Annotated in this window: 36 protein-coding genes; 5 read left to right on the top strand and 31 right to left on the bottom strand. The window is 40.8% G+C overall.

Annotated elements, in window-relative coordinates; translation table 11 throughout:
* The first annotated feature begins 2 nt into the window (after positions 1–2).
* The 5 genes from ACYPWY_RS07080 (at position 3) to ACYPWY_RS07060 (ending at position 5232) form a co-directional block, all read left to right on the top strand.
* On the top strand, positions 3–1331 hold the full coding sequence (locus tag ACYPWY_RS07080; RefSeq protein WP_459684738.1) for a hypothetical protein: 1329 nt from the start codon (positions 3–5) through the stop codon (positions 1329–1331).
* Between the two features lie 31 nt (positions 1332–1362).
* Positions 1363–2139 (top strand): glycosyltransferase family 2 protein, encoded by a 777-nt coding sequence (locus ACYPWY_RS07075; protein WP_459684737.1) that lies wholly within the window; start codon positions 1363–1365, stop codon positions 2137–2139.
* Positions 2140–2164: 25 nt separating this feature from the next.
* On the top strand, positions 2165–3205 hold the full coding sequence (locus ACYPWY_RS07070; protein WP_459684736.1) for a glycosyltransferase family 4 protein: 1041 nt from the start codon (positions 2165–2167) through the stop codon (positions 3203–3205).
* Complete coding sequence (locus ACYPWY_RS07065) at positions 3202–4281, top strand: glycosyltransferase family 4 protein (protein WP_459684735.1); 1080 nt, start codon at positions 3202–3204, stop codon at positions 4279–4281. Before ACYPWY_RS07070 ends, ACYPWY_RS07065 begins: the two co-directional genes overlap by 4 nt.
* A gap of 195 nt (positions 4282–4476) precedes the next feature.
* Positions 4477–5232, top strand: a complete 756-nt coding sequence (locus ACYPWY_RS07060; protein WP_459684734.1) for a WecB/TagA/CpsF family glycosyltransferase — start codon at positions 4477–4479, stop codon at positions 5230–5232.
* A 39-nt stretch (positions 5233–5271) separates the two neighbouring features.
* Here ACYPWY_RS07060 and rplQ read toward each other — a convergent pair whose 3' ends face one another.
* From rplQ to fusA, 31 genes are all read right to left on the bottom strand, one after another.
* The gene (gene rplQ, locus ACYPWY_RS07055; protein WP_459684733.1) at positions 5272–5799 is read right to left on the bottom strand and encodes a 50S ribosomal protein L17; all 528 of its coding nucleotides are present in this window, start codon (positions 5797–5799) and stop codon (positions 5272–5274) included.
* A gap of 8 nt (positions 5800–5807) precedes the next feature.
* A complete protein-coding gene (locus tag ACYPWY_RS07050; RefSeq protein ID WP_459684732.1) occupies positions 5808–6806 on the bottom strand; it encodes a DNA-directed RNA polymerase subunit alpha in 999 nt (332 codons plus the stop codon).
* A 7-nt stretch (positions 6807–6813) separates the two neighbouring features.
* Entirely contained in the window at positions 6814–7419 is a 606-nt protein-coding gene (rpsD, locus tag ACYPWY_RS07045; protein WP_459684731.1) for a 30S ribosomal protein S4, read from the bottom strand.
* A 120-nt stretch (positions 7420–7539) separates the two neighbouring features.
* Entirely contained in the window at positions 7540–7929 is a 390-nt protein-coding gene (gene rpsK / locus ACYPWY_RS07040; protein WP_459684730.1) for a 30S ribosomal protein S11, read from the bottom strand.
* Positions 7930–7939: 10 nt separating this feature from the next.
* Positions 7940–8320 carry a 30S ribosomal protein S13 gene (gene rpsM, locus ACYPWY_RS07035; protein WP_459684729.1) on the bottom strand — a complete coding sequence of 127 codons (381 nt, stop codon included), beginning with the start codon at positions 8318–8320 and terminating at the stop codon, positions 7940–7942.
* Between the two features lie 33 nt (positions 8321–8353).
* Entirely contained in the window at positions 8354–8470 is a 117-nt protein-coding gene (ykgO, locus tag ACYPWY_RS07030) for a type B 50S ribosomal protein L36 (RefSeq protein WP_006800238.1), read from the bottom strand.
* Between the two features lie 12 nt (positions 8471–8482).
* Positions 8483–8701 (bottom strand): translation initiation factor IF-1, encoded by a 219-nt coding sequence (gene infA / locus ACYPWY_RS07025; protein WP_006800239.1) that lies wholly within the window; start codon positions 8699–8701, stop codon positions 8483–8485.
* 14 nt (positions 8702–8715) lie between these two features.
* Entirely contained in the window at positions 8716–9516 is an 801-nt protein-coding gene (map, locus tag ACYPWY_RS07020; protein WP_459684728.1) for a type I methionyl aminopeptidase, read from the bottom strand.
* Between the two features lie 21 nt (positions 9517–9537).
* Entirely contained in the window at positions 9538–10857 is a 1320-nt protein-coding gene (gene secY, locus ACYPWY_RS07015; protein WP_459684727.1) for a preprotein translocase subunit SecY, read from the bottom strand.
* A 1-nt stretch (position 10858) separates the two neighbouring features.
* Positions 10859–11308, bottom strand: coding sequence for a 50S ribosomal protein L15 (gene rplO, locus ACYPWY_RS07010; RefSeq protein ID WP_459684726.1), 450 nt, complete (start codon positions 11306–11308; stop codon positions 10859–10861).
* A gap of 33 nt (positions 11309–11341) precedes the next feature.
* A complete protein-coding gene (rpmD, locus tag ACYPWY_RS07005) occupies positions 11342–11518 on the bottom strand; it encodes a 50S ribosomal protein L30 (protein ID WP_459684725.1) in 177 nt (58 codons plus the stop codon).
* Positions 11519–11535: 17 nt separating this feature from the next.
* Positions 11536–12054, bottom strand: a complete 519-nt coding sequence (gene rpsE / locus ACYPWY_RS07000) for a 30S ribosomal protein S5 (RefSeq protein ID WP_459684724.1) — start codon at positions 12052–12054, stop codon at positions 11536–11538.
* 5 nt (positions 12055–12059) lie between these two features.
* Complete coding sequence (gene rplR / locus ACYPWY_RS06995) at positions 12060–12404, bottom strand: 50S ribosomal protein L18 (RefSeq protein WP_459684723.1); 345 nt, start codon at positions 12402–12404, stop codon at positions 12060–12062.
* Positions 12405–12417: 13 nt separating this feature from the next.
* Entirely contained in the window at positions 12418–12972 is a 555-nt protein-coding gene (gene rplF, locus ACYPWY_RS06990) for a 50S ribosomal protein L6 (RefSeq protein WP_459684722.1), read from the bottom strand.
* Positions 12973–12988: 16 nt separating this feature from the next.
* Positions 12989–13387 (bottom strand): 30S ribosomal protein S8, encoded by a 399-nt coding sequence (rpsH, locus tag ACYPWY_RS06985; RefSeq protein ID WP_459684721.1) that lies wholly within the window; start codon positions 13385–13387, stop codon positions 12989–12991.
* Between the two features lie 60 nt (positions 13388–13447).
* Positions 13448–13717, bottom strand: coding sequence for a 30S ribosomal protein S14 (gene rpsN, locus ACYPWY_RS06980; RefSeq protein WP_459684720.1), 270 nt, complete (start codon positions 13715–13717; stop codon positions 13448–13450).
* Positions 13718–13726: 9 nt separating this feature from the next.
* The gene (rplE, locus tag ACYPWY_RS06975) at positions 13727–14284 is read right to left on the bottom strand and encodes a 50S ribosomal protein L5 (protein WP_459684719.1); all 558 of its coding nucleotides are present in this window, start codon (positions 14282–14284) and stop codon (positions 13727–13729) included.
* On the bottom strand, positions 14284–14601 hold the full coding sequence (gene rplX / locus ACYPWY_RS06970) for a 50S ribosomal protein L24 (RefSeq protein ID WP_459684718.1): 318 nt from the start codon (positions 14599–14601) through the stop codon (positions 14284–14286). Before rplX ends, rplE begins: the two co-directional genes overlap by 1 nt.
* 21 nt (positions 14602–14622) lie before the next feature.
* Entirely contained in the window at positions 14623–14988 is a 366-nt protein-coding gene (gene rplN, locus ACYPWY_RS06965; RefSeq protein WP_459684717.1) for a 50S ribosomal protein L14, read from the bottom strand.
* Positions 14989–14993: 5 nt separating this feature from the next.
* Entirely contained in the window at positions 14994–15263 is a 270-nt protein-coding gene (rpsQ, locus tag ACYPWY_RS06960; protein ID WP_459684796.1) for a 30S ribosomal protein S17, read from the bottom strand.
* Positions 15263–15457: a 50S ribosomal protein L29 gene (gene rpmC / locus ACYPWY_RS06955; protein ID WP_459684716.1), complete on the bottom strand. Its 195-nt coding sequence runs from the start codon at positions 15455–15457 to the stop codon at positions 15263–15265. The genes rpsQ and rpmC overlap by 1 nt, the downstream gene beginning before the upstream one ends.
* 3 nt (positions 15458–15460) lie before the next feature.
* Entirely contained in the window at positions 15461–15895 is a 435-nt protein-coding gene (gene rplP, locus ACYPWY_RS06950; protein ID WP_459684715.1) for a 50S ribosomal protein L16, read from the bottom strand.
* A 27-nt stretch (positions 15896–15922) separates the two neighbouring features.
* Complete coding sequence (rpsC, locus tag ACYPWY_RS06945; protein ID WP_459684714.1) at positions 15923–16669, bottom strand: 30S ribosomal protein S3; 747 nt, start codon at positions 16667–16669, stop codon at positions 15923–15925.
* Between the two features lie 9 nt (positions 16670–16678).
* Positions 16679–17083: a 50S ribosomal protein L22 gene (gene rplV, locus ACYPWY_RS06940; protein ID WP_459684713.1), complete on the bottom strand. Its 405-nt coding sequence runs from the start codon at positions 17081–17083 to the stop codon at positions 16679–16681.
* Between the two features lie 46 nt (positions 17084–17129).
* Entirely contained in the window at positions 17130–17399 is a 270-nt protein-coding gene (gene rpsS / locus ACYPWY_RS06935; RefSeq protein ID WP_459684712.1) for a 30S ribosomal protein S19, read from the bottom strand.
* A gap of 24 nt (positions 17400–17423) precedes the next feature.
* Positions 17424–18248, bottom strand: a complete 825-nt coding sequence (gene rplB / locus ACYPWY_RS06930; protein ID WP_459684711.1) for a 50S ribosomal protein L2 — start codon at positions 18246–18248, stop codon at positions 17424–17426.
* 8 nt (positions 18249–18256) lie between these two features.
* Positions 18257–18550 (bottom strand): 50S ribosomal protein L23, encoded by a 294-nt coding sequence (gene rplW, locus ACYPWY_RS06925; RefSeq protein ID WP_459684710.1) that lies wholly within the window; start codon positions 18548–18550, stop codon positions 18257–18259.
* A 13-nt stretch (positions 18551–18563) separates the two neighbouring features.
* A complete protein-coding gene (rplD, locus tag ACYPWY_RS06920) occupies positions 18564–19193 on the bottom strand; it encodes a 50S ribosomal protein L4 (protein ID WP_459684709.1) in 630 nt (209 codons plus the stop codon).
* Positions 19193–19813 (bottom strand): 50S ribosomal protein L3, encoded by a 621-nt coding sequence (gene rplC / locus ACYPWY_RS06915; RefSeq protein WP_459684708.1) that lies wholly within the window; start codon positions 19811–19813, stop codon positions 19193–19195. Before rplC ends, rplD begins: the two co-directional genes overlap by 1 nt.
* 20 nt (positions 19814–19833) lie before the next feature.
* Positions 19834–20139 carry a 30S ribosomal protein S10 gene (gene rpsJ, locus ACYPWY_RS06910; RefSeq protein WP_459684707.1) on the bottom strand — a complete coding sequence of 102 codons (306 nt, stop codon included), beginning with the start codon at positions 20137–20139 and terminating at the stop codon, positions 19834–19836.
* A gap of 92 nt (positions 20140–20231) precedes the next feature.
* Complete coding sequence (gene fusA, locus ACYPWY_RS06905) at positions 20232–22355, bottom strand: elongation factor G (protein WP_459684706.1); 2124 nt, start codon at positions 22353–22355, stop codon at positions 20232–20234.
* Between the last annotated feature and the right edge of the window lie 13 nt (positions 22356–22368).

The following is a 22368-nucleotide window of genomic DNA, read 5'->3' as shown; positions in this document are numbered from 1 at the left end:
ATATGCTGTTTTATCCATTACTCATCATAGGAATTTTGTTTTATTTCACCGACAAGCGTGTTCTGTCGGCGTTAATTTTCTTTTTCTTTGTTTGTGATGGATTTCAGTTGGTACCTCTTTCGTTATTCGACACCCGCCACGTAATAAACAAAGCCCCTGACTTTGCCCTGCTGTATATAGTTGGTATATTCATAGTCGGATTATTCAAATACCGGGATTTCATTACAAAGAACAAACTGGCTACTGCCATCTGGATATTTCTGGCTTTTGTCTTTGTAAACATGTGTATCAATAAGTTTATCTATGGCGTTCCATGGAATGAGATATTAAAAACAAGCCGGTACTTCTTTTTTGTTTTGTCCTATTTTGTCTTCAGGCGGTTAACGAAAGAGGAAATTCTACTCATCCTTAAAATACTGGTCCTCATCACAGCAGCGCTCTGCTTTATATATGTTATACAGTCGTTTACAGGTCGGCCACTCCTGACCGGTGCGACCAAAAAAGGCGTATTTGGAAAAATAAACCGCTACTATAACATCCCCTATCTGTATTACTTTTTCTTGTACTTTGCCTTTTTCAGCAACCCCTTAAAAGGAGGATTGAAATACACTTCTATTGGAATATTTATACTTGTAGCCATTGTATCTTTACATCGTGGATTAATGGTCAGTATATTCCTAACCGTATTCTTAGGGATATTTCTTCAGGGAGGATTCAAAGGGGTTAGCAAATACATCCTTATTGCAGGTTTGGTTCTTGTGCCTTTTGCCGAAAACTTAACAGAAAGATTTGCCAATAAAACAGAATCCGACATTGATAACGTAATGGCCGGGGCTTTTCAGGAATATGGAGAAGAAATTTCGGTAGATGGCACATTTTTGTTCCGAATGGCTTTATTTTATGAGAGATACGAATATGTAACCGAAATGCCTATCCGAATGGTCTTTGGCGCAGGGCTTATGACCGAGGGATCATCGGCAGCAAATACATTTGATTTCAAAATCGGATTAAAAAACGAAGTAACTGATGAAACTATACAATTAGACACCGCTGATATTGCATGGGTCAATTTTATGCTCAGGCTGGGATTTGTGGGTACATTTATTTATTTATACCTGTATTTTACGCTGGTATGCTATTTCTACAAAAACCGGAAAAGCACATACCCTTTTATCGGCTTTTTGTATATGTTACTACTTTTACTTATATCCATAACGTCGTCATCATTATATGACACATATATGATTTTACTGCCAATGCTATTATTTATTCTTATCTTTGACAAAGAAAATGACTTATTGAAAATAGAGGACAAAAAAGATGATGATTAAACCTTTTCATTTTATTGGGTGAATAAAGAAAATGACAAACAACGATATAAAAGTTACAATCGTAACCCCTTCATACAACCAAGGCCAATTTATTGAGCGAACGATACAATCGGTACTGAATCAGACTTATACGAACATCGAATATATTGTCGTCGATGGTGGATCCACAGACGAAACGATGGAAATAGTGAATAAATACTCGGACAGGATTGACATCATCATCCACGAAAAAGATACCGGACAAGGTAATGCCATAAACAAAGGTTTTAAGCTGGCAACCGGTGAACTTGCCGGATGGATAAACTCCGACGACATGCTATATCCCACATGTGTTGAAGAAATTGTAAAACTATATGCTTCAAATAAAGACGGATGTGTTTTCTATTCTTCTCTGATAAACATAGTAGATTTAAACGATAAAATCACATCCAATTACACAGTAAATATACCCAACCGAGATTATTTATTGAAGTCGGATTATGATGTATGCCAACCCGGATCATTCTATCCATCAAACATGCTGAAGAAAATAAATTATTTGGATGAAGATTTGCATTATTGCATGGATCTTGATTTATGGTTGCGATTACTCAATCTTGGCAAAATATATTCGCACAAAAAAAATGCTCTCGCCGCATTTCGATATGGCGATTACACAAAAACATACAATGGCAGACGGAAGTTTGCGAAAGAAATAAGAGAAACACTGTTGAAGAATGGCGCGCACTTATATAATTTTTCAATAATACATACATTTTGGGTAGAATTTAAAGATAGAATCAAGAAAATAATAAGAAAAGATTGCTAACTTTAAATCGTAAAACGCATAATAAATGAAAATCCTCCACATTATATTCTCGTTAAATACCGGTGGCAGCGAAACGATGCTTATTGATATACTGAATGAACAGGTAAAAAGCAGCGACACCGTCAAGCTTTTTATAATCAACGCCGAATATAACAAGGAACTGATTGAGAAGATAGACAAACGTGTTACTGTAACCTGTTTTGGCCGCAAAAAAGGAGTTCACGAGCTTCTACCCTTAATCAAGTTAAACTATCAGGTATTCAGGTTTCATCCCCAAGTCATACATTTTCACGAACACTCCGGCATCAGATGCTTCCCGTTCAACATCTGGAAAACGATACTAACGGTTCATGCAATGGATTTAGGCACAAGGGAGCTGAAGAAATACGACTGCATCTGCGCCATTTCCAAAGCTGTACAGAACGACATCCTGACGCGGGCAGATCTGAATTCGGTTTTGGTATATAACGGCATCAACTTTTCCGGCATCAAAGCAAAGAAGGAAAAGCAGAATAAGGGTGTTTTCAGGATTGTACAAATAAGCCGGTTAGACCACAAAAACAAAGGACAGGACATTTTAATCAAAGCATTGCACCTGATTAAATTACAGCATAAAGATCTGAATATTAAGGTGGATTTTATTGGGGAGGGCGCTTCTCTATCCTATTTACACGAACTCGCTTCCCAATTAGAACTGGATGACAGCATCAATTTTATCGGATTAAAAAACCGGGATTATATATACACGCATCTTTGCGAGTATGATTTACTTGTGCAGCCATCCAATTACGAAGGCTTCGGGCTGACGGTAGTAGAGGGCATGGCCGCTAAAGTTCCGGTTTTGGTATCAAATATTGATGGGCCGATAGAAGTCATTAACAACGGAGAATACGGATTCTATTTTAAAAAAGCCCAGCCCAAAGACTGTGCAAAAAAAATACGCGAAATAATTGAATTGGACGAAAAGGAGATTCAAAATCTTACTGAAAAAGCGTACATTTATGCTCTGAAAAACTTTGATATAAAAACAACCGCTCAGGAATACTTAGAGCTTTATAAAAAATGAAAATCCTTATTATATCACCCAGTCTTGACTCCTCAAAAAACATTAGTGGAATCTCATCTGTCGTGGGAACAATTATAGCTCATGGGCACAACGAGTATCTCCATTATACATTCGGAAGCGCCGACAAGGACAAACAGCGGAAAAACACAAAATGGGCTTGGGGATTACTGAAATCTTTTTCCAACTATCGCCGTTTTCTAAAAAAACACAATCCCGACCTGGCGCACATGAATGTGCCTTGCGATGCAAAAGGGATACTCAGAGAGTACATTATTCTAAGTATAAACAACAAACAAAAGAAAAAGAGCCTTGTTCACCTGCACGGTGGCGAGTATTTGATGAGAAAGCCTAAAAATAGGGTTCTCCTATACCTGTTCAAGAAAATTTTGACCGACGGCAAGAAAGTGATTGTACTGAGCAGTATAGAAAAAGATAGTTTGAGCAAACTCTATGGCTACCCCAATGCCGAAATTTTACACAACAGCATAGACACAAACACGCCATACAAAATAGTTGATAAAAAAGACGGAGAGAAGCTACAAATCCTGTTTTTGGGAAGAATAGACAAACACAAAGGCATCTATGATATGGCTAAAGCCTTTGAAAAATTATACCCCGAACACTCTTTCAGGTTTGTTTTATGCGGAACCGGTCCGCTTGAGGATTACTCAATAGAAACCTTCGGTAAAATAATGGGGGATGACTTTTCTTTTGAAGGGGTTGTTTCGGGCAATAATAAGCTAAGGGTTATCTCCGAATCGGATATTTATTTACTACCATCCTTTTACGAAGGCTTACCAATATCGTTATTGGAAACAATGTCTGCCGGCATTATCCCTGTGGCTACCCCTGTTGGGTCCATCTCCGGAATAATAACAGACGGTGAAAACGGCGTCCTTATAGAAAAATGCAATCCGGAGGATATTTACCTTAAATTAAAAGCCTTATTCAACGACCCGGAGAGAATAAAAAAATTGTCGGTTAATGCCCGGGGAACAATGATTGAAAACTTTGATGTTAAGCCAATGATTGTGAAATTGGAGCAGATATATACCGAATGCACATTGCTCAAATAACCATTACAAAAGTCTCATCAAAAGTTCCATAAATAAAATATCCCTGTTTTCAAGCTTTTTTTCGCTCTACATCTCCATTTAGTAGGTTTTAGTATTAACTTTGTAGTATATTATATGGTTAATAACGATCGGTTCTTCTTTTTGTGGTTTTAACCAAATTCTAAATATAATGCCCTACTTATTGAACTTTTATTTATGAACAAATATTTTAGTGTCAAACTCGAATTTGATAAACAAAGGATCGATCGTACTATAGAAAATGCGATAAATAACAAGGATAAGGGTTACATTTGTGCTATCGAAAGCAATAATCTCACCGTAGCGAACAAAAACCGGGCATTCAATAAAGTAGTAAACGATTCTCTGATTAATATTTGCGACGGATCGGTATTGGCCTTACTACTTGGCAAAATCCATAAACAAAAATTTTATTCTTTTACGGGCAATGATTTGTTCATTCAGTATATCAACAAAAGAAAATACCGGCACTATTTTTTGGGTAACACAGCTCAGGTACTATTCGGTTTAAAAGCAAATTTAGAGGAAATTGATCCGGAGATAAAAAATATGACTTTTACCGAACTCCCCTTTAAAAAAATCGAAGATTTTGATTATCAAACAATAGCCGAAAATATAAACCAAGACAATCCCGATATAATATGGGTATCGTTAGGCGCTCCGAAACAGGAATTTTTCATGTCTAATCTTTTGCCATATCTGAACAGAGGAATCATGGTTGGATTGGGGGCGGCTTTCAACTTCAATGCAGGAGTGGGGCATGTGAGAAGGGCTCCGTCGTGGATGCGGGAATTCAAACTGGAATGGTTGTACAGGGCTGTTGAAGAGCCTAAGAAAAATATTCCCCGCTACTGGAATTTCATTAAGATACTACCTTCGCTTATCCTGAAAGAAAAGCAGCATATCAAACACCAAAAAGGCCATCTCCAGTAAGAAATGGCCTTTTTATATGCTCGTAACAAACGGTTTAGCTTATTCTGCTGCTTCGCTTTTGGTTTCTTCTGCTGCGGGAGCTTCCGGTTCAACCGTTGCTGCCTGAACTTCTTCAACAACAGCAGCAGGTTCTGCTTCTTTTTTCTTTGCAGCTGACGAACGGCGTGTTCTTGATTTTGCAGCCGATTTCTTTTCTTTCAACATGTTTTCGTTGTAGTCAACCAGCTCAATAAAGCACATCGAAGCATCATCACCCGAACGTTTTCCGGTTTTGATGATACGGGTATATCCTCCCGGGCGATCGCCAATTTTTTGCGATACATTCTGGAATAATTCCGTAACGGCAAGCTTGCTCTGAAGCGCTTGGAATACAACACGCCTCGAGTGGGTAGTATCTTCTTTCGATTTGGTGAGAATCGGTTCAACTATTTTTTTCAAAGCCTTAGCCTTGGCAACCGTAGTAAAAATACGCTTATGCATAATCAAGGACACAGACATATTCGATAACATAGCATCTCTGTGCGATTTTGTACGGCCTAAGTGATTGATTTTTTTATTATGTCTCATCGCTTATTTTAATCTTTATCTAATTTATATTTAGAAATATCCATGCCGAAAGACAGGTTAAGGCTATCCAGCAATTCGTCCAGCTCGGTAAGAGATTTTTTACCGAAGTTGCGGAACTTAAGAAGATCGTTCTTGTTGAACTGAACCAGTTCGCCCAATGTTTCCACCTCTGCAGATTTCAAACAATTTAAAGCGCGAACGGACAAGTTCATATCCGAAAGTTTTGTCTTCAATAGCTGGCGCATGTGCAGGATTTCTTCATCAAACTCATCGTTGCCTTCCACTTCGTTTTGCTCAAGCAAAATTTTCTCGTCGGAGAACAACATGAAGTGATGAATCAGAATCTTAGCAGCTTCTTTTAACGCGTCCTTAGGGTGTATCGACCCGTCGGTTGATATTTCAATAACTAATTTCTCGTAATCGGTTTTTTGCTCTACACGATAGTTTTCCACCGCGTATTTCACATTACGGATCGGGGTATAAATCGAGTCAATTGCTATAACATTCAGGTCTTCGAACGAAAAAGTTCCTCGATTTTCATCGGCAGAAACATATCCGCGACCTTTGTTAATAGTCAATTCAATCTGAAAACTGGCGCTTGAATCAAGATGGCATATAACTAAATCTGAGTTTAAAACTTCAAATCCAGATAAATGTTTACCAATATCTCCGGCTTTGAACACTTCGGAACCCGAAACAGTTATATTTACTTTTTCATTCTCTATTTCTTCAACAATTTGTTTGAACCTTACTTTTTTAAGATTAAGGATGATGTTAGTTACATCTTCCATTACTCCGGGCACCGAGGCAAATTCATGCTCAACGCCATCTATTTTAATAGAAGTAATTGCAAAACCTTCAAGTGAAGAAATGAGGATACGGCGAAGGGCGTTACCAACGGTAATGCCATAGCCAGGCTCCAACGGACGGAATTCAAACTTTCCGAAGAAGTCGTCCGCTTCTAACATTAATACTTTATCGGGCTTTTGAAATGCTAATATAGCCATGAAATTATTATTTAGAATATAATTCTACGATCAACTGTTCTTTTATGTTCTCAGGAATGTCTGCTCTTTCGGGCAAGTGCAATAATTTACCCGATTTTGAAGCATCTTCCCATTCAATCCAAGGGTATTTGCTGTGGTTAAAACCCGACAATGAGTTATCTACAACTTCAAGGGATTTGGATTTTTCGCGCACACCAATAACTTGCCCCGGTTTAACAGAATAAGATGGTATATTCACAACTTTTCCGTCAACAACAATATGACGGTGCGATACCAACTGACGTGCTGCAGCCCTTGTGGGAGCGATACCTAAACGGTAAACGGTATTATCTAACCTCGACTCCAACAATTGAAGCAATACTTCACCTGTGATACCTCGGGTACGTGCGGCTTTGTCAAACAAATTACGAAATTGTTTTTCCAATACGCCATAAGTGTATTTTGCCTTTTGTTTTTCACGTAATTGGATTCCGTATTCCGATAATTTTTTCTTTCTACCATTTCCGTGTTGTCCCGGAGGATAATTCTTTTTAGAAAGAACTTTATCAGGGCCAAATATTGGCTCACCGAATTTACGGGCAATTTTTGATTTTGGTCCAGTATATCTTGCCATTTTCTTTTAATTAATTACATTAAATTAAATGAATCCGAAATTGTGCAGCCGCGATTACAGAGAGGGATTTTTGCAATCAATCACAATTCAAGTTTCAATCTCGCTTACTTTCGTTAAATATTAAACTCTTCTATGTTTTGGAGGACGGCATCCGTTGTGTGGAAGCGGCGTAACATCAATTATTTCTGTTACTTCTATTCCGGCGCCATGCACGGTGCGAATCGCTGATTCACGTCCGTTACCCGGGCCTTTCACGTATGCTTTTACTTTTCTCAAACCCAGGTCAAAAGCAATTTTTGCACAATCCTGGGCAGCCATTTGTGCTGCATAAGGCGTGTTTTTCTTTGAGCTTCTGAATCCCATTTTCCCAGCTGACGACCAGCTGATTACTTGTCCTTCACTGTTTGTAAGAGAAATAATAATATTGTTGAATGAAGAATGAACATGTAGTTGTCCAATTGCATCAACCTTAACGTTTCTCTTTTTCGCTGCGACTGTCTTTTTTGCCATATCAAACTAATTATTTTGTAGCTTTTTTCTTATTTGCAACAGTTTTCTTTCTACCCTTACGTGTACGGGCATTGTTTTTGGTACTTTGCCCTCTCACCGGCAAACCATTACGATGACGAATACCGCGGTAGCAACCAATATCCATCAAGCGTTTGATGTTCAGCTGTACTTCAGATCGCAAATCTCCTTCTACTTTGTATTTAGTAGAAATAAGCTCACGGATTACACCGGCCTGTGCGTCAGTCCAATCCTTCACTTTTATATCCCTGTCAACTCCGGCTTCCGCCAAAATTTTATTAGATGCGCTACGCCCTATCCCGAAGATATACGTCAGGGCTATTTCGCCTCTTTTATTTTGTGGTAAATCAACACCAACTATTCTTATTGCCATTATAGTACTAAATTAATTTGCAAAATTAATAAATTATCCTTGACGTTGTTTGTACTTAGGATTTTTTTTGTTAATAACATACAAGCGTCCTTTACGTCTCACGATTTTACAATCGGCTGTGCGTTTCTTCAATGATGCTCTGACTTTCATATCTTTAATTTTTTATTTGTATCTGAATGATATACGACCTTTTGACAAGTCGTACGGGGACATTTCAACACGTACTCTATCTCCGGGAAGTATTTTTATGTAATGCATACGCATTTTCCCTGAGATGTGGGCGGTGATTTCGTGCCCGTTTTCTAATTCTACCCGAAACATTGCATTCGACAATGCTTCAACTATAACTCCATCTTGCTCTATTGCTGCTTGTTTAGCCATAAAATAATAAACAATTAAATTGCTTGATCTCCTAAAACGGATTCAATAAACTCAAAGGTGGATAAAATATCGGCCTTGCCTTCCCGTATTGCAATGGTATGCTCGAAATGTGCCGATGGTTTCCGGTCTTTTGTGCTGACTGTCCAGCCATCTCTTTCAAACACTACATTTTTGCTACCCATGTTAATCATCGGTTCGATAGCTATGCACATTCCTTTTTTCAAAAGTGCGCCGGTTCCTCTTTTCCCGTAATTCGGAACTTCAGGCGCTTCGTGCATCCTGCGTCCTATTCCGTGGCCAACAAGTTCCCTGACTACCGAGTAACCTCTTTTCTCACAATAGCTTTGTACAGCTTCTCCAATACTTCCTACCCTACTTCCGTCAACAGCGCTTTCGATACCTTTGTACAGAGATTCTTTGGTTGTTCTCAGCAAAGTTTTCACTTCTGCCGAAACCTCTCCAACACAAAATGTATAAGCCGAATCGCCGCAAAAGCCATTTTTTTCAGTTCCACAATCCACTGATATAATATCGCCTTCCTGAAGAATATACCCTCCCGGTATGCCATGCACAACAACATTGTTGACAGATGCACATATACTCCCTGGAAAATCAACAACTCCCGGGCCGCCTTTGTATCCTAAAAAGGACGGGATAGCCCCATGACTTCTGATAAATTCTTCGGCGATTTTATCCAATTGTAAGGTCGAAACTCCGGGGCGAATGTGTTTTGCCAACTCGCCCAAAGTTTTGCCCACCAATTGATTGCTTTCGCGCATCAATTCAATTTCTTCATCTGTTTTCAGAAATATCATTAATTATGAACTCTTTACCTGTTAATATGCGGCTACCGAACCCGAACGGCCTTTAATCCTTCCCGATTTCAATAAGCCGTCATAGTGTCTCATCAGCAAATGGCTTTCTATTTGTTGAAGCGTATCGAGTACTACCCCGACAAGAATCAACAGTGATGTTCCACCAAAGAACTGGGCAAACTCGCGACTGATGCCGAATATGCTTGCAAAAGCAGGCAAAATGGCGACAATAGCCAAGAACAAAGACCCTGGAAGCGTTATCCGCGACATTATCTCATCTATGTAATCGGCTGTTTTCTTCCCTGGTTTAACCCCCGGTATGAATCCATTATTTCGCTTCAATTCTTCGGCAATTTGCTGTGGATTTACAGTAACCGCCGTATAGAAATAAGTGAAAGCTACTATCAGCAAGGCTTGCAAGGTGCAATACAAAAAGCTGGTATGGTCGGTCAGCGAAGACCAGAAACCACCCGCACTTTGTGTATATTGTGCAATTGTAATGGGTATAAACATAATTGCTTGCGCAAAGATGATAGGCATTACATTTGCCGCATTAACCTTCAAAGGCAGATAATTGCGCGCACCTCCGTATTGTTTGTTTCCAACAACCCGCTTGGCATATTGCAATGGCACCTTGCGTGTTCCTTGAACAAGCATGATAGCGCCGGCTATTACAAACAGCAGGAATACTATTTCGAGCAGGAACATAATCAAACCTCCCAGCGTATCGCTCAGGCGGAAAGTAAATTCCCCTACTAGAGCATGTGGAAGACGAGCTATAATTCCGACAAGAATGATAAACGAAATACCGTTTCCTACTCCCTTATCTGTAATGCGTTCGCCTAACCAAAGTACAAACATACTACCGCCGGCCAGGATGATGGTCGATGGCAATAAGAAATCCCAGAATCCGCCCGGAGCTGCTCCTTGCAAGGCGCCCAACAAATAGGCCGGGCCTTGGAAAAGCAATATAGCCACAGTCAGGTAACGGGTATATTGGTTAAGTTTCGAGCGTCCGCTTTCGCCTTCTCTCTGCAATTTCTGGAAATAAGGCAGCGCAATACCAAGTAGCTGGATAACAATAGACGCAGAGATATATGGCATGATACCCAGGGCAAAAATCGAAGCATTAGCAAACGCTCCCCCCGAGAACATATCCAATAAACCCAACAAGCCGCCACTGGCATTTTGTTGCAAAGCCGCCAAAGCAGCCGGATCAACACCTGGAAGTACAACAAACGAGCCGAAGCGATAAATCACTACGAAAAAGAAAGTAGTGAGGAGTCTCTTTCTGAGTTCCTCAATCTTCCAGATATTTTCTATTGTTTTTACAAATCCCATCTTACTTTAGTTTTGTTACTGTTCCACCTACAGCCTGAATGGCTGCTTCTGCCGATTTAGAAAATGCATGAGCTTCAACTTCCAATTTTGCAGTTAAAGTTCCGCTTCCTAATATTTTAACCAAATGTTTTGATGAAATGAAACCTGCATTAATCAGTATTTGTACATCAATTTTAGTCAAGTTTCCGGCTTCAGCTACCCGTTGCAAAACATCCAGATTAATTGGTTTGTATTCAACACGGCTGATATTCTTAAACCCGAATTTGGGAAGACGACGCTGTATTGGCATCTGACCTCCTTCAAAACCGATTTTCCGTGAATAACCCGATCTCGATTTGGCTCCTTTATGACCTCTGGTAGAGGTGCCACCCATTCCGGAACCTGTTCCACGACCGATTCTTTTTCTGGTTTTAGTTGACCCTTCAGCAGGTTTTAAATTTGATAAATTCATATTGTGTGTATTTTTATCGTCTAAATTACTCGATTATTTCTCTACAGAAACAAGGTGCTTTACCTTGTTAACCATCCCTAAAATCGCCGGATTATCTTCATGTTCAACCACTCTGTTCAACTTTCTGAGACCAAGCGCATCCAAAGTTCTCTTCTGATCTTTAGGACAATTGATTCTGCTTTTTACTTGTTTAATCTTTATTATTGCCATGATTGTTTCTCCTCAAATTATCCTTTAAATACTTTTTCTATAGATATTCCCCTGTTTTGAGCGACAGTGTAAGCATCTCTCAATTCCGACAAAGCTTCTATTGTGGCTTTCACAAGGTTATGAGGATTAGACGAACCTTTTGATTTTGCAAGTACGTCTGTTACACCAACGCTTTCGAGTACGGCGCGCATCGCACCACCTGCCTTCACCCCTGTACCGGGAGCTGCTGGTTTGATGAACACTTCCGAACCGCCAAAGGTTGCCACCTGTTCGTGAGGGATTGTGCCTTTAAGCACGGGCACCTTCACCAGGTTTTTCTTTGCAGCTTCAACTCCTTTTGCTATGGCTGTTGTTACTTCACCGGCTTTACCTAAGCCCCAACCAACGATTCCGTCTTCGTTTCCGACAACTACGATAGCTGCAAAACTGAATGTACGACCTCCCTTTGTAACTTTAGTTACACGGTTAATCGCAACTAACCTGTCTTTCAATTCTATATCGTTGGTCGATTTTACTCTATTGTTAACTCCTGCCATTTGTATTAAAATTTAAGTCCACCTTTACGGGCAGCATCTGCCAATTCTTTAACTCTTCCGTGATACAAATAACCATTACGATCGAAAACCACAGTTGTTATACCTGCTTCCTGAGCGCTTTTAGCTACCAATTCACCTACTTTAGCTGCTATTTCTTTTTTAGGAGCGTTATCTGCTACTTTCAAAGACGATGCCGATGCTAAAGTTTTGCCTGTCAAATCATCTATTACCTGAGCGTAGATTTGTTTGTTGCTTCTGAAAACAGTCAAACGCGGGCGCTCAGTTGTACCACGGATTTTTCCGCGTACACGTAATTTAATTTTATATCTTCTATCTGTTTTTGTTGCCATGATACATTATTTGTTATTTAGTTGCAGACTTACCCGACTTACGACGAATGTATTCACCAACAAAACGTATTCCTTTTCCTTTGTAAGGTTCGGGTTTACGGAATGAGCGGATTTTCGCGCATACTTGTCCGATTAATTGTTTGTCGCAAGATTCCAAGATAATCAGTGGGCTCTTGTTCTTTTCTGCTTTGGTTTCGAGTTTGATTTCGTCAGGCAATTGCATAACTATCGGGTGAGTATATCCCAGCAACAGTTCAAGTATCTGACCATTGTTGGAAGCCCTGTAACCAACGCCTACCAATTCAAGTTCTTTGCGGTAACCCGCCGAAACTCCAACAACCATGTTATTCAATAACGACCGGTAAAGACCGTGTAGCGAGCGATGCTCTTTTCCGTCCGTAGGGCGGGTTACGGTCAATACACCGTCTTCAACAGATAGTTTAATATCTTTGTTAACGCTTTGCGATAATTCGCCTTTGGGACCTTTTACTGTTATTAGGTTTTCTTTGTCAACCGTAACAGTAACACCTGCAGGGATATTTATGGGTAATTTTCCTATTCTTGACATCCTTATACCTCCTTAATTAATAAATGTAACATAAAACTTCGCCACCCACTTTCAAATCGCGGGCTTCTTTGTTTGTCATCACTCCTTTGGAGGTAGATAGAATAGCTATACCCAATCCGTTGAGGACTCTTGGCATTTCCTTATACCCTACATACTTACGAAGACCTGGGGTAGAAATACGAATCAATTTCTTGATGGCATTTACTTTGTTCACAGGATCGTATTTCAAGGCTATTTTAATAGAACCTTGAGGCCCTTCCTCTACAAACTTATAGTTAAGAATGTAGCCTTTTTCCATGAGAATCTTAGTGATCTCTTTTTTCAAATTCGACGCCGGTATTTCTACTACTCTGTGATTTGCATGGATTGCATTTCTCACTCGCGTCAAATAGTCCGCTATTGGATCTGTTGTCATAATTAATGATTTAAATTAACCCCGCTGTTCGGGACAATATTTAAATTAATACTAAAAAATTTACCAGCTTGCTTTTTTTATCCCTGGTATCAGCCCTTTGGAAGCCATTTCCCTGAATTGGATACGGGAAATTCCAAAGAGGCGGATAAAGCCTTTTGGACGTCCTGTAATGCTGCATCTGTTGTGTAAACGTACCGGAGAAGCATTTTTAGGGATAGCTTGCAAAGCGTCGTAATTACCTTCGGCCTTTAGTTGAGTTCTTTTAGCTGCATATTTTGCAACCATTTTCGCTCTCTTCACCTCACGGGCTTTCATTGATTCTTTTGCCATATTATATACTTAAGCTTTTTTTTCGTTTTTAAACGGTAATCCGAACTCTTTCAACAGAGCGTATCCTTCTTCATCTGTTTTTGCAGAGGTTACAAAGGTAATATTCATTCCCAAGATTTTAGCAATATTGTCGATATTAATTTCGGGAAAAATAATTTGCTCTTCAATACCTAATGTATAATTTCCTCTTCCGTCGAGCTTTCCTTCAATACCTTTGAAGTCGCGAATACGGGGAAGCGCTACTCGGACGAGTCTTTCCAAGAATTCATACATTTTGTCGTGGCGCAATGTAACCATCACACCGATAGGCATTTTCTTACGCAGCTTGAAGTTTGAAATATCTTTCTTAGATACTGTTGCAACTGCTTTCTGACCTGTGATTGCGGCGATTTCGTTAAGAGCTGTTTCGATAATTTTTTTATCGGCAACTGCAATTCCCAAACCCTGATTTACCACAATTTTTTTAAGAACCGGTACTTGCATCGAAGATTTGTATCCGAATTCTTTCATTAAAATGGCTACAATACGGTCTTTATATTCTGTTCTGAGATTTGTTGTACTGCTCATTATTTAATCTCCTCCCCTGATTTTTTAGAATAACGCACTAATTTTCCGCCCACTTCTTTACGACCTATACGGGTTGGTTTGCCGGTTTTCGGGTCAACAACGTTCAGGTTCGAGATATGGATGGAAGATTCTATTTTCTCTATTCCTCCTTGAGGACTTTTAGCATTGGGCTTAGTATGTTTTGTTACCATGTTAAGGCCTTCAACGATAGCGCGTTGTTTTTCGACGTAAACTTTCAGGATACGTCCTGTTTTGCCTTTACTTTTTCCGGTATTTACATAAACTATATCGCCTTTTTTGATATGTAATTTGCTCATCACCTACTTGGTTTTATTTGATTATAGTACCTCTGGCGCCAATGATACGATCTTCATGTTTGTCGCACGAAGTTCTCTTGCTACCGGCCCGAAAATACGGGTGCCTCTGATATCGCCGGCTGCATTTAGCAACACGCAGGCGTTATCGTCGAAACGGATATAAGATCCGTCCTGGCGGCGAACTTCTTTTTTTGTGCGAACGATAATGGCTTTCGTTACCGCGCCTTTTTTTACATCACTCGAAGGGATTACACTTTTGATAGCTACTACGATAATATCCCCTACCGATGCATAGCGTCTTTTGGTTCCGCCTAATACGCGAATACAAAGCGCTTCTTTTGCACCACTGTTATCTGCTACCACTAATCTTGATTCTTGCTGTATCATAACTCTTACTTAGCCCTTTCAATTATTTCTACTAATCTCCATCTTTTTGTCTTACTCAAAGGACGAGTTTCCATTATTCTGACAGTGTCGCCAATGTTGCAGTCGTTCTTATCGTCATGAGCATGATATTTCTTCGTTTTGTTAACGAACTTTCCATAGATAGGGTGTTTTTCTTTCCATTTTACAGCTACCGTAATGGTTTTATCCATTTTGTTACTGAAAACGACCCCGATTCTTTCTTTCCTTAAATTTCTCGTTTCCATCAAACTCTTAATTATTTGTTTACTTTACTTTGGCTCAAGACCGTTAACATACGCGCAATTGTTCTGCGTTTTTTCTTGATTTCGGCAGGGCTATCCAATGGAGATACACTATGATTGATAATCATTTGATCCAAAGCTGCTCTTTCGGCATCAATTCTTTCCAATAGTTCCTTTCCGGACAATTCTCTTACTTCCGCGATCTTCATAGTTTACACATTTTGATTTGTTAAGTCATAATCTCTGCGCACTACAAATTTTGTAGTAACAGGAAGCTTTTGTGCTGCCAGGCGCAATGCTTCTTTGGCCACATCAAAAGAAACTCCTTCGATTTCGAAAAGAATTCTTCCCGGAGTAACTGGTGCAACGAATCCTTCGGGCGAACCTTTACCTTTACCCATACGCACTTCGGCTGGTTTTTTGGTTATAGGTTTGTCGGGGAATATTCTCACCCAAACTTGCCCTTGACGTTGCATGTAACGAGTAACAGCAACACGAGCCGCCTCTATCTGGCGTCCGGTGATCCATTTAGAATCTAATGTTTTGATTCCGAATGAACCGAAGGCCAATTGGTTGCCTCGTTGGGCATTTCCTTTCATGCGGCCTTTCTGCTGTCTTCTGAATTTTGTTTTTTTCGGTTGTAACATTTTACTTCTGCTTCAAACGTTTAATACTTACTTTCTCTTTCCTTTCTTGAAACCTTTTCCAGCGCCGCCACCTTCTTGTTGTCTGTGAGCGCCGCCTTGCGGGTGCCCGCTTTCTTTGGATGATGTGAACGATGGTGCGAGGTCTTTCTTACCGTAAATTTCTCCACGGCAAATCCACACTTTTACACCTATTATACCCACTTTTGTCAATGCTTCGGCATGAGCGTAATCTATATCGGCACGGAATGTGTGAAGAGGGGTTCTTCCTTCTTTGTACATTTCCGAACGGGCCATTTCTGCGCCGTTCAAACGTCCCGATACCATCACTTTTATACCTTCGGCTCCCATTCTTATGGTGGAAGCTATTGCCATTTTCACGGCGCGGCGGTAAGCGATTTTACCTTCTATCTGGCGGGCTATGTTATTGGCCACGATTACGGCATCAAGCTCGGGCTTTTTGATTTCAAATATGTTGATTTGAATATCTTTGTCGGTAATCTTTTTCAACTCTTCTTTCAACTTGTCAACTTCCTGTCCGCCTTTACCAATAATGATACCCGGACGGGCTGTACAAACTGTGATTGTAACGAGTTTCAAAGTTCTTTCAATTACAATACGCGATACACTTGCTTTAGCCAGACGAGCATTCAGGTATTTACGGATTTTGGTGTCTTCCAATATAGTCTCTGCATATTTTTTTCCACCATACCAGTTTGAATCCCATCCTCTGATGATTCCTAAACGATTTGCTATCGGATTAATCTTTTGTCCCATCTTAGCGAATTAATTTGGTTTATTATTAAGTGTATCAACATGAAGCGTTACATGATTCGAACGTTTGCGTATTCTGTAACCTCTTCCTTGCGGAGCGGGGCGAAGTCTTTTTAACATCGCTCCTCCATCTACTTTTATCAAAGATATGTATAGTTCGCCGCTTTCTGCTTTCCGCTCATTTTTGGCTTCCCAATTCGCTATAGCCGAACGTAACAACTTTTCTACTCTTGCTGCGGCATCTTTGTTCGAGAATTTCAAAACTCCAAGAGCTTTGAATGCTTCCATACCGCGAACTAAATCTGCGACTAAGCGCATTTTACGAGGAGAAGTTGGCACATCGTTCAACTTGGCAAAAGACACGGATTTTTTGGCTTCCTTTCTTTGTTCAGCTGTTATTCTTTTTCTTGCACCCATTTTTACTAATGTTTTCTTTTTTATTTTTTATAAAGCTTCCGCCCGCTTATTTTTTCTTGTTACCTCCGTGTCCACGGAATGTGCGGGTCAGAGAGAACTCCCCTAATTTATGTCCTACCATATTTTCTGTAATATATACGGGAATAAATTTATTTCCGTTGTGTACAGCAATAGTGTGTCCTACGAAATCAGGAGAAATCATCGAAGCTCTTGCCCATGTTTTAACTACAACTTTCTTTCCCGACTCATTCATGGTCAGAACTTTCTTTTCTAGTTTCACATTGATATACGGGCCTTTTTTTAATGAACGACTCATAGTTTTCTTTTAAATTAAATCAGATTATTTCTTTCTTCTTTCGATGATATACTTAGAAGAGTGCTTTTTAGGCGCTCTGGTCTTTAAGCCCTTAGCGTATAAACCTTTGCGTGAGCGTGGATGGCCTCCCGAAGCGCGTCCTTCACCCCCGCCCATCGGGTGATCTACGGGGTTCATCACTACTCCCCGGTTATGAGGACGACGGCCAAGCCATCTGGAGCGTCCTGCCTTACCTGATTTTTCAAGCGCATGATCTGAGTTACCTACACTACCTATTGTCGCTTTACAACTTAAAAGAATTTTACGAGTTTCACCCGATGGCATTCTGATAATCGCATAATCGCCTTCGCGTGAAGTCAACTGCGCAAATGTTCCAGCCGAACGAACCATCTTAGCTCCTTGTCCCGGACGCAGCTCGATGTTGTGAACAACCGTACCGATTGGGATATTAAGCAATGGTAATGCATTTCCTACTTCAGGTGCAGCTACTGCCCCCGACATTACTGTCTGACCTACTTCCAAGCCGTTGGGAGCCAGCATGTATGCTTTTGCTCCGTCAGCGTAAAACAACAGGGCGATACGGGCCGAGCGATTCGGATCGTATTCTATTGTTTTTACTGTGGCTGGAATTCCGTCTTTAGTTCTCTTGAAATCAATAATCCTGTATTTTCTTTTGTGTCCGCCACCCAGATAACGCATTGTCATCTTGCCGGTGTTGTTACGACCACCCGAAAAGTTTTTACCGACTACAAGAGATTTTTCTGGTACACTCGCAGTAATGTTCTCAAACGTACCAATAACTTTGTGTCTTTGCCCCGGTGTTGTGGGCTTTAATTTACGTACTGCCATTTTTCTATTTAGATATTACTAAAAAAGTCTATTATTTCGCCTTCTTTCAAGGTTACTATTGCTTTTTTGTACGCTGATGTTTTTCCGTTTATCATACCTGCTTTTGTGTAGCGGCTTTTACGCTTTCCGGCGTAATTCATGGTATTTACACGTACAACATTTACACTATACATTTGCTCGATTGCGTTCTTTATTTCGGCCTTGTTTGCACTTGGAACAACGCGAAAAGCATAACGGTTCGGAAATTTTTCCGTAATGTCGGTTTGCTTTTCTGTAAGTACTGGTTTTATTAATATTCCCATAGTTTCTTTCTCCTTATGCTTTAAAAAGGTTATCAATTACAGCAACCGAAGATTCGGAAAGCACCAGACATGTGCTATTCAGAATCGAGTAAGTGTTTAAGTCAGAAGCTGTTATAACTTTAACTCTCTGCAAATTACGAGCCGACAAATATACATTTTTATTTTGATCCGGCAAAACTAAAAGTAGCTTTTTATCAGCAACTTGCAAATTTTTGGCCAATGCTACAAAATCTTTTGTTTTGGGGGCGTCAAACAATAAGTCTTCAACTACCAAAATCTGATTTTCTTTTGCTTTGTACGAAAGCGCCGACTTGCGAGCCAGGGCTTTCACTTTTTTATTCAGTTTGAAGCCGTAATCTCTTGGCCTGGGGCCAAATACACGGCCACCACCTACTAGCAGGGGCGAATTGATGTCGCCTCTACGAGCGCCACCGCCACCTTTCTGGCGGATAAGTTTACGTGTACTACCCGATACTTCGCTTCTTTCTTTCGACTTGTGAGTACCTTGGCGCTGGTTAGCCAAATATTGTTTCACATCAAGCCAAAGTACGTGGTCGTTAGGTTCAATCCCATAGATAGCCTCATTCAGGGCTACTTTTTTTCCGGTTTCTTTACCGCTGATATTATATACGCTAAGTTCCATTATTTCTCAATTAATACGATTGAACCTTTACATCCCGGTACAGAACCTCTTATCAACAAAAGATTGTGTTCGGCAATGACTTTAACTATCTGAAGGTTTTGAACCGTAACACGAGCATTGCCCATTTGGCCGCCCATTCTGGTACCTTTGAAAACCTTAGCTGGATACGAACAGGCTCCGATTGACCCTGGTGCGCGCAGACGATTGTGCTGTCCAAGTGTTGCTTGTCCAACCCCGCCAAATCCATGGCGTTTTACAACCCCTTGGAATCCTTTACCTTTCGATGTTCCTATAACGTCAACAAATCCAACGCTGTCGTCGAATACGGTGTCAACGGTTAGCACATCTCCTAATTTGCAGTTTGCAAATCCTTTGAACTCGGCCAAGTGCCTTTTTGGTGTTACTCCTGCTTTTTTGAAGTGTCCCTGAAGCGGTTTGGTGGTATGCTTTTCCTTTTTATCGGTAAAGCCCAACTGAACGGCTTCGTAACCATCTGTTTCAGCAGTTTTTACTTGAGTAACAACACAAGGACCTACTTCGATAACAGTGCATGGAACATTTTTTCCCTCGGCGCTGAATACGGATGTCATTCCGATTTTTCTTCCTAATAATCCTGGCATTTCTTTTAATTATTAAATGATCAAACTTTGATTTCTACTTCTACGCCGCTTGGCAATTCGAGCTTCATCAGCGCATCCACAGTTTTTGCTGTCGAGCTGTAGATGTCGATAAGCCTTTTGTAAGAACACAATTCAAATTGTTCGCGCGATTTTTTGTTTACGAATGTCGAACGGTTCACGGTAAAAATACGTTTGTGGGTGGGTAACGGAATTGGTCCGCTTACCACTGCGCCCGTAGATTTTACTGTTTTCACAATCTTTTCGGCCGATTTATCAACGAGGTTGTAATCGTAAGATTTCAGTTTGATTCTGATTTTTTGACTCATACAAAAATTGGGTTAATTGGGTTTATATTAGAAATAAGCAAGCCGTAATTAAGAGTCATTTACTAACTACTGCCCGCTTATTCATTTCCTTTTTATTTAATTAATTCAACACGTCCTTTAAATTCTGTCAGTACCTGTCGTGCGATTGAGGCCGAAAGTTCTTCGTAATGAGAGAACGTCATTGATGATGTTGCTCTACCCGAAGTTATCGTTCTCAACGAGGTAACATAGCCAAACATCTCGGCAAGAGGTGTTTTTGCTTTCACCACACGGGCGCCCGAACGGTTCGATTCCATGCCTTCTACCTGACCGCGCCGTTTATTCAAGTCGGAAATCACATCCCCCATGTTTTCTTCAGGAGTTACAACTTCTACTTTCATAATTGGTTCCAGCAATACAGGACCGGCTTTTTCCACCGCGCTCCTGAATGCCTGAATGGCACAAATTTCAAACGACAACTGGTCGGAGTCAACCGGATGGTAAGAACCATCGAGCAAGCTCACTTTCAGTTTTTCGATAGGGAAACCGGCCAAAACACCATTCTTCATAGCGCGAGCGAACCCTTTCTGAACCGAAGGAATAAATTCTTTTGGAATGTTACCGCCTTTCACTTCATCCACAAATTGCAAGTCGCCTTCAAAGTCGGCATCAACAGGGCCTACTTTCACGATTATATCAGCAAATTTACCACGACCACCGGTTTGTTTCTTATACACTTCGCGAAGCTCCACTTCTTTTGTAATTGCTTCCTTATAAGATACCTGAGGACGTCCTTGGTTACACTCTACCTTAAACTCGCGTTTCAGACGGTCGATAATGATTTCCAAGTGCAACTCACCCATACCTTCGATAACGGTCTGACCCGAATCTTCGTCGGTATGAACGCGGAATGTTGGGTCTTCCTCTGCCAGTTTAGCCAAACCATTCGACAATTTATCTATGTCTTTCTGGGTTTTGGGCTCAACGGCAATACCGATAACCGGTTCGGGGAAGTCCATCGATTCGAGCACGATAGGATGGTCTTCATCGCACAAAGTATCACCGGTGCGAATATCTTTAAATCCTACTCCGGCGCCTATATCACCGCATCCGATAACGTCTTTCGGATTTTGTTTGTTTGAGTGCATCTGGAACAGACGCGAAATACGTTCTTTTTTGTCCGAACGGCTGTTGTAAACATACGAGCCTGAGGGCAGCTCTCCCGAATAAACGCGGAAGAAACACAAGCGTCCCACAAACGGGTCGGTTGCTATCTTGAACGCGAGCGCACAAAGCGGTTCATCGGGACTGGGATGACGAATAATTACTTTATCGGTACGGGGATCTGTTCCTTCAATAGCAAGTGTATCGATAGGACTGGGCAAGTACATACAAACCGCATTCAAAAGGCATTGTACACCTTTGTTTTTGAACGATGATCCAAGAATCATGGGGTTAATTTGCATCGACAAGGTTCCGATACGAAGAGCTGTATTGATTTCATCCTCGGTAATAGTGGACGGATCGTCGAAGAATTTCTCCATCAGGGTTTCGTCGCATTCCGCTACTTTTTCGAGCATTTTTTCGCGCCATTCCTGGGCTTCTGCCACATATTCGGCAGGGATTTCTTCGATGGAGTAATCTGCGCCCATCGTTTCGTCGTGCCAGTAAAGCGCTTTCATCGTTACAAGGTCAACGATGCCTCTGAATTTTTCTTCCGAACCAATGGGTATTTGGATAGGACAAGGATTTGCCCCCAATACTTCTTTCACCTGGCGAACTACTTCAAAGAAGTTAGCTCCCGAGCGGTCCATTTTGTTCACGTAGCAAATACGCGGAACATTGTATTTATCGGCCTGACGCCAAACGGTTTCCGATTGCGGTTCAACGCCGCCTACTGCACAAAATGTAGCAACAGCGCCATCCAGAATACGCAATGAGCGTTCTACCTCAACGGTGAAGTCAACGTGTCCCGGAGTGTCGATAAGATTAATCTTGAAGAGTTCGTTATCGTACTTCCATTGTGTTGTTGTAGCAGCCGAAGTGATAGTGATACCACGTTCTTGTTCCTGCTCCATCCAGTCCATGGTGGCGGCGCCATCATGCACCTCACCTATTTTATGCGTCAAACCGGTGTAGAAAAGAATACGCTCTGAGGTCGTTGTCTTTCCCGCATCGATATGCGCCATGATACCTATGTTTCTTGTATTTCTTAAACCCTCTAATACTTTTGCCATTATTTGTTTTCTC

The organism is Viscerimonas tarda, assembly GCF_054601255.1.
Note: the sequence above shows the minus strand (reverse complement) of the source record. Positions and strands in the feature narration are given on the sequence as shown.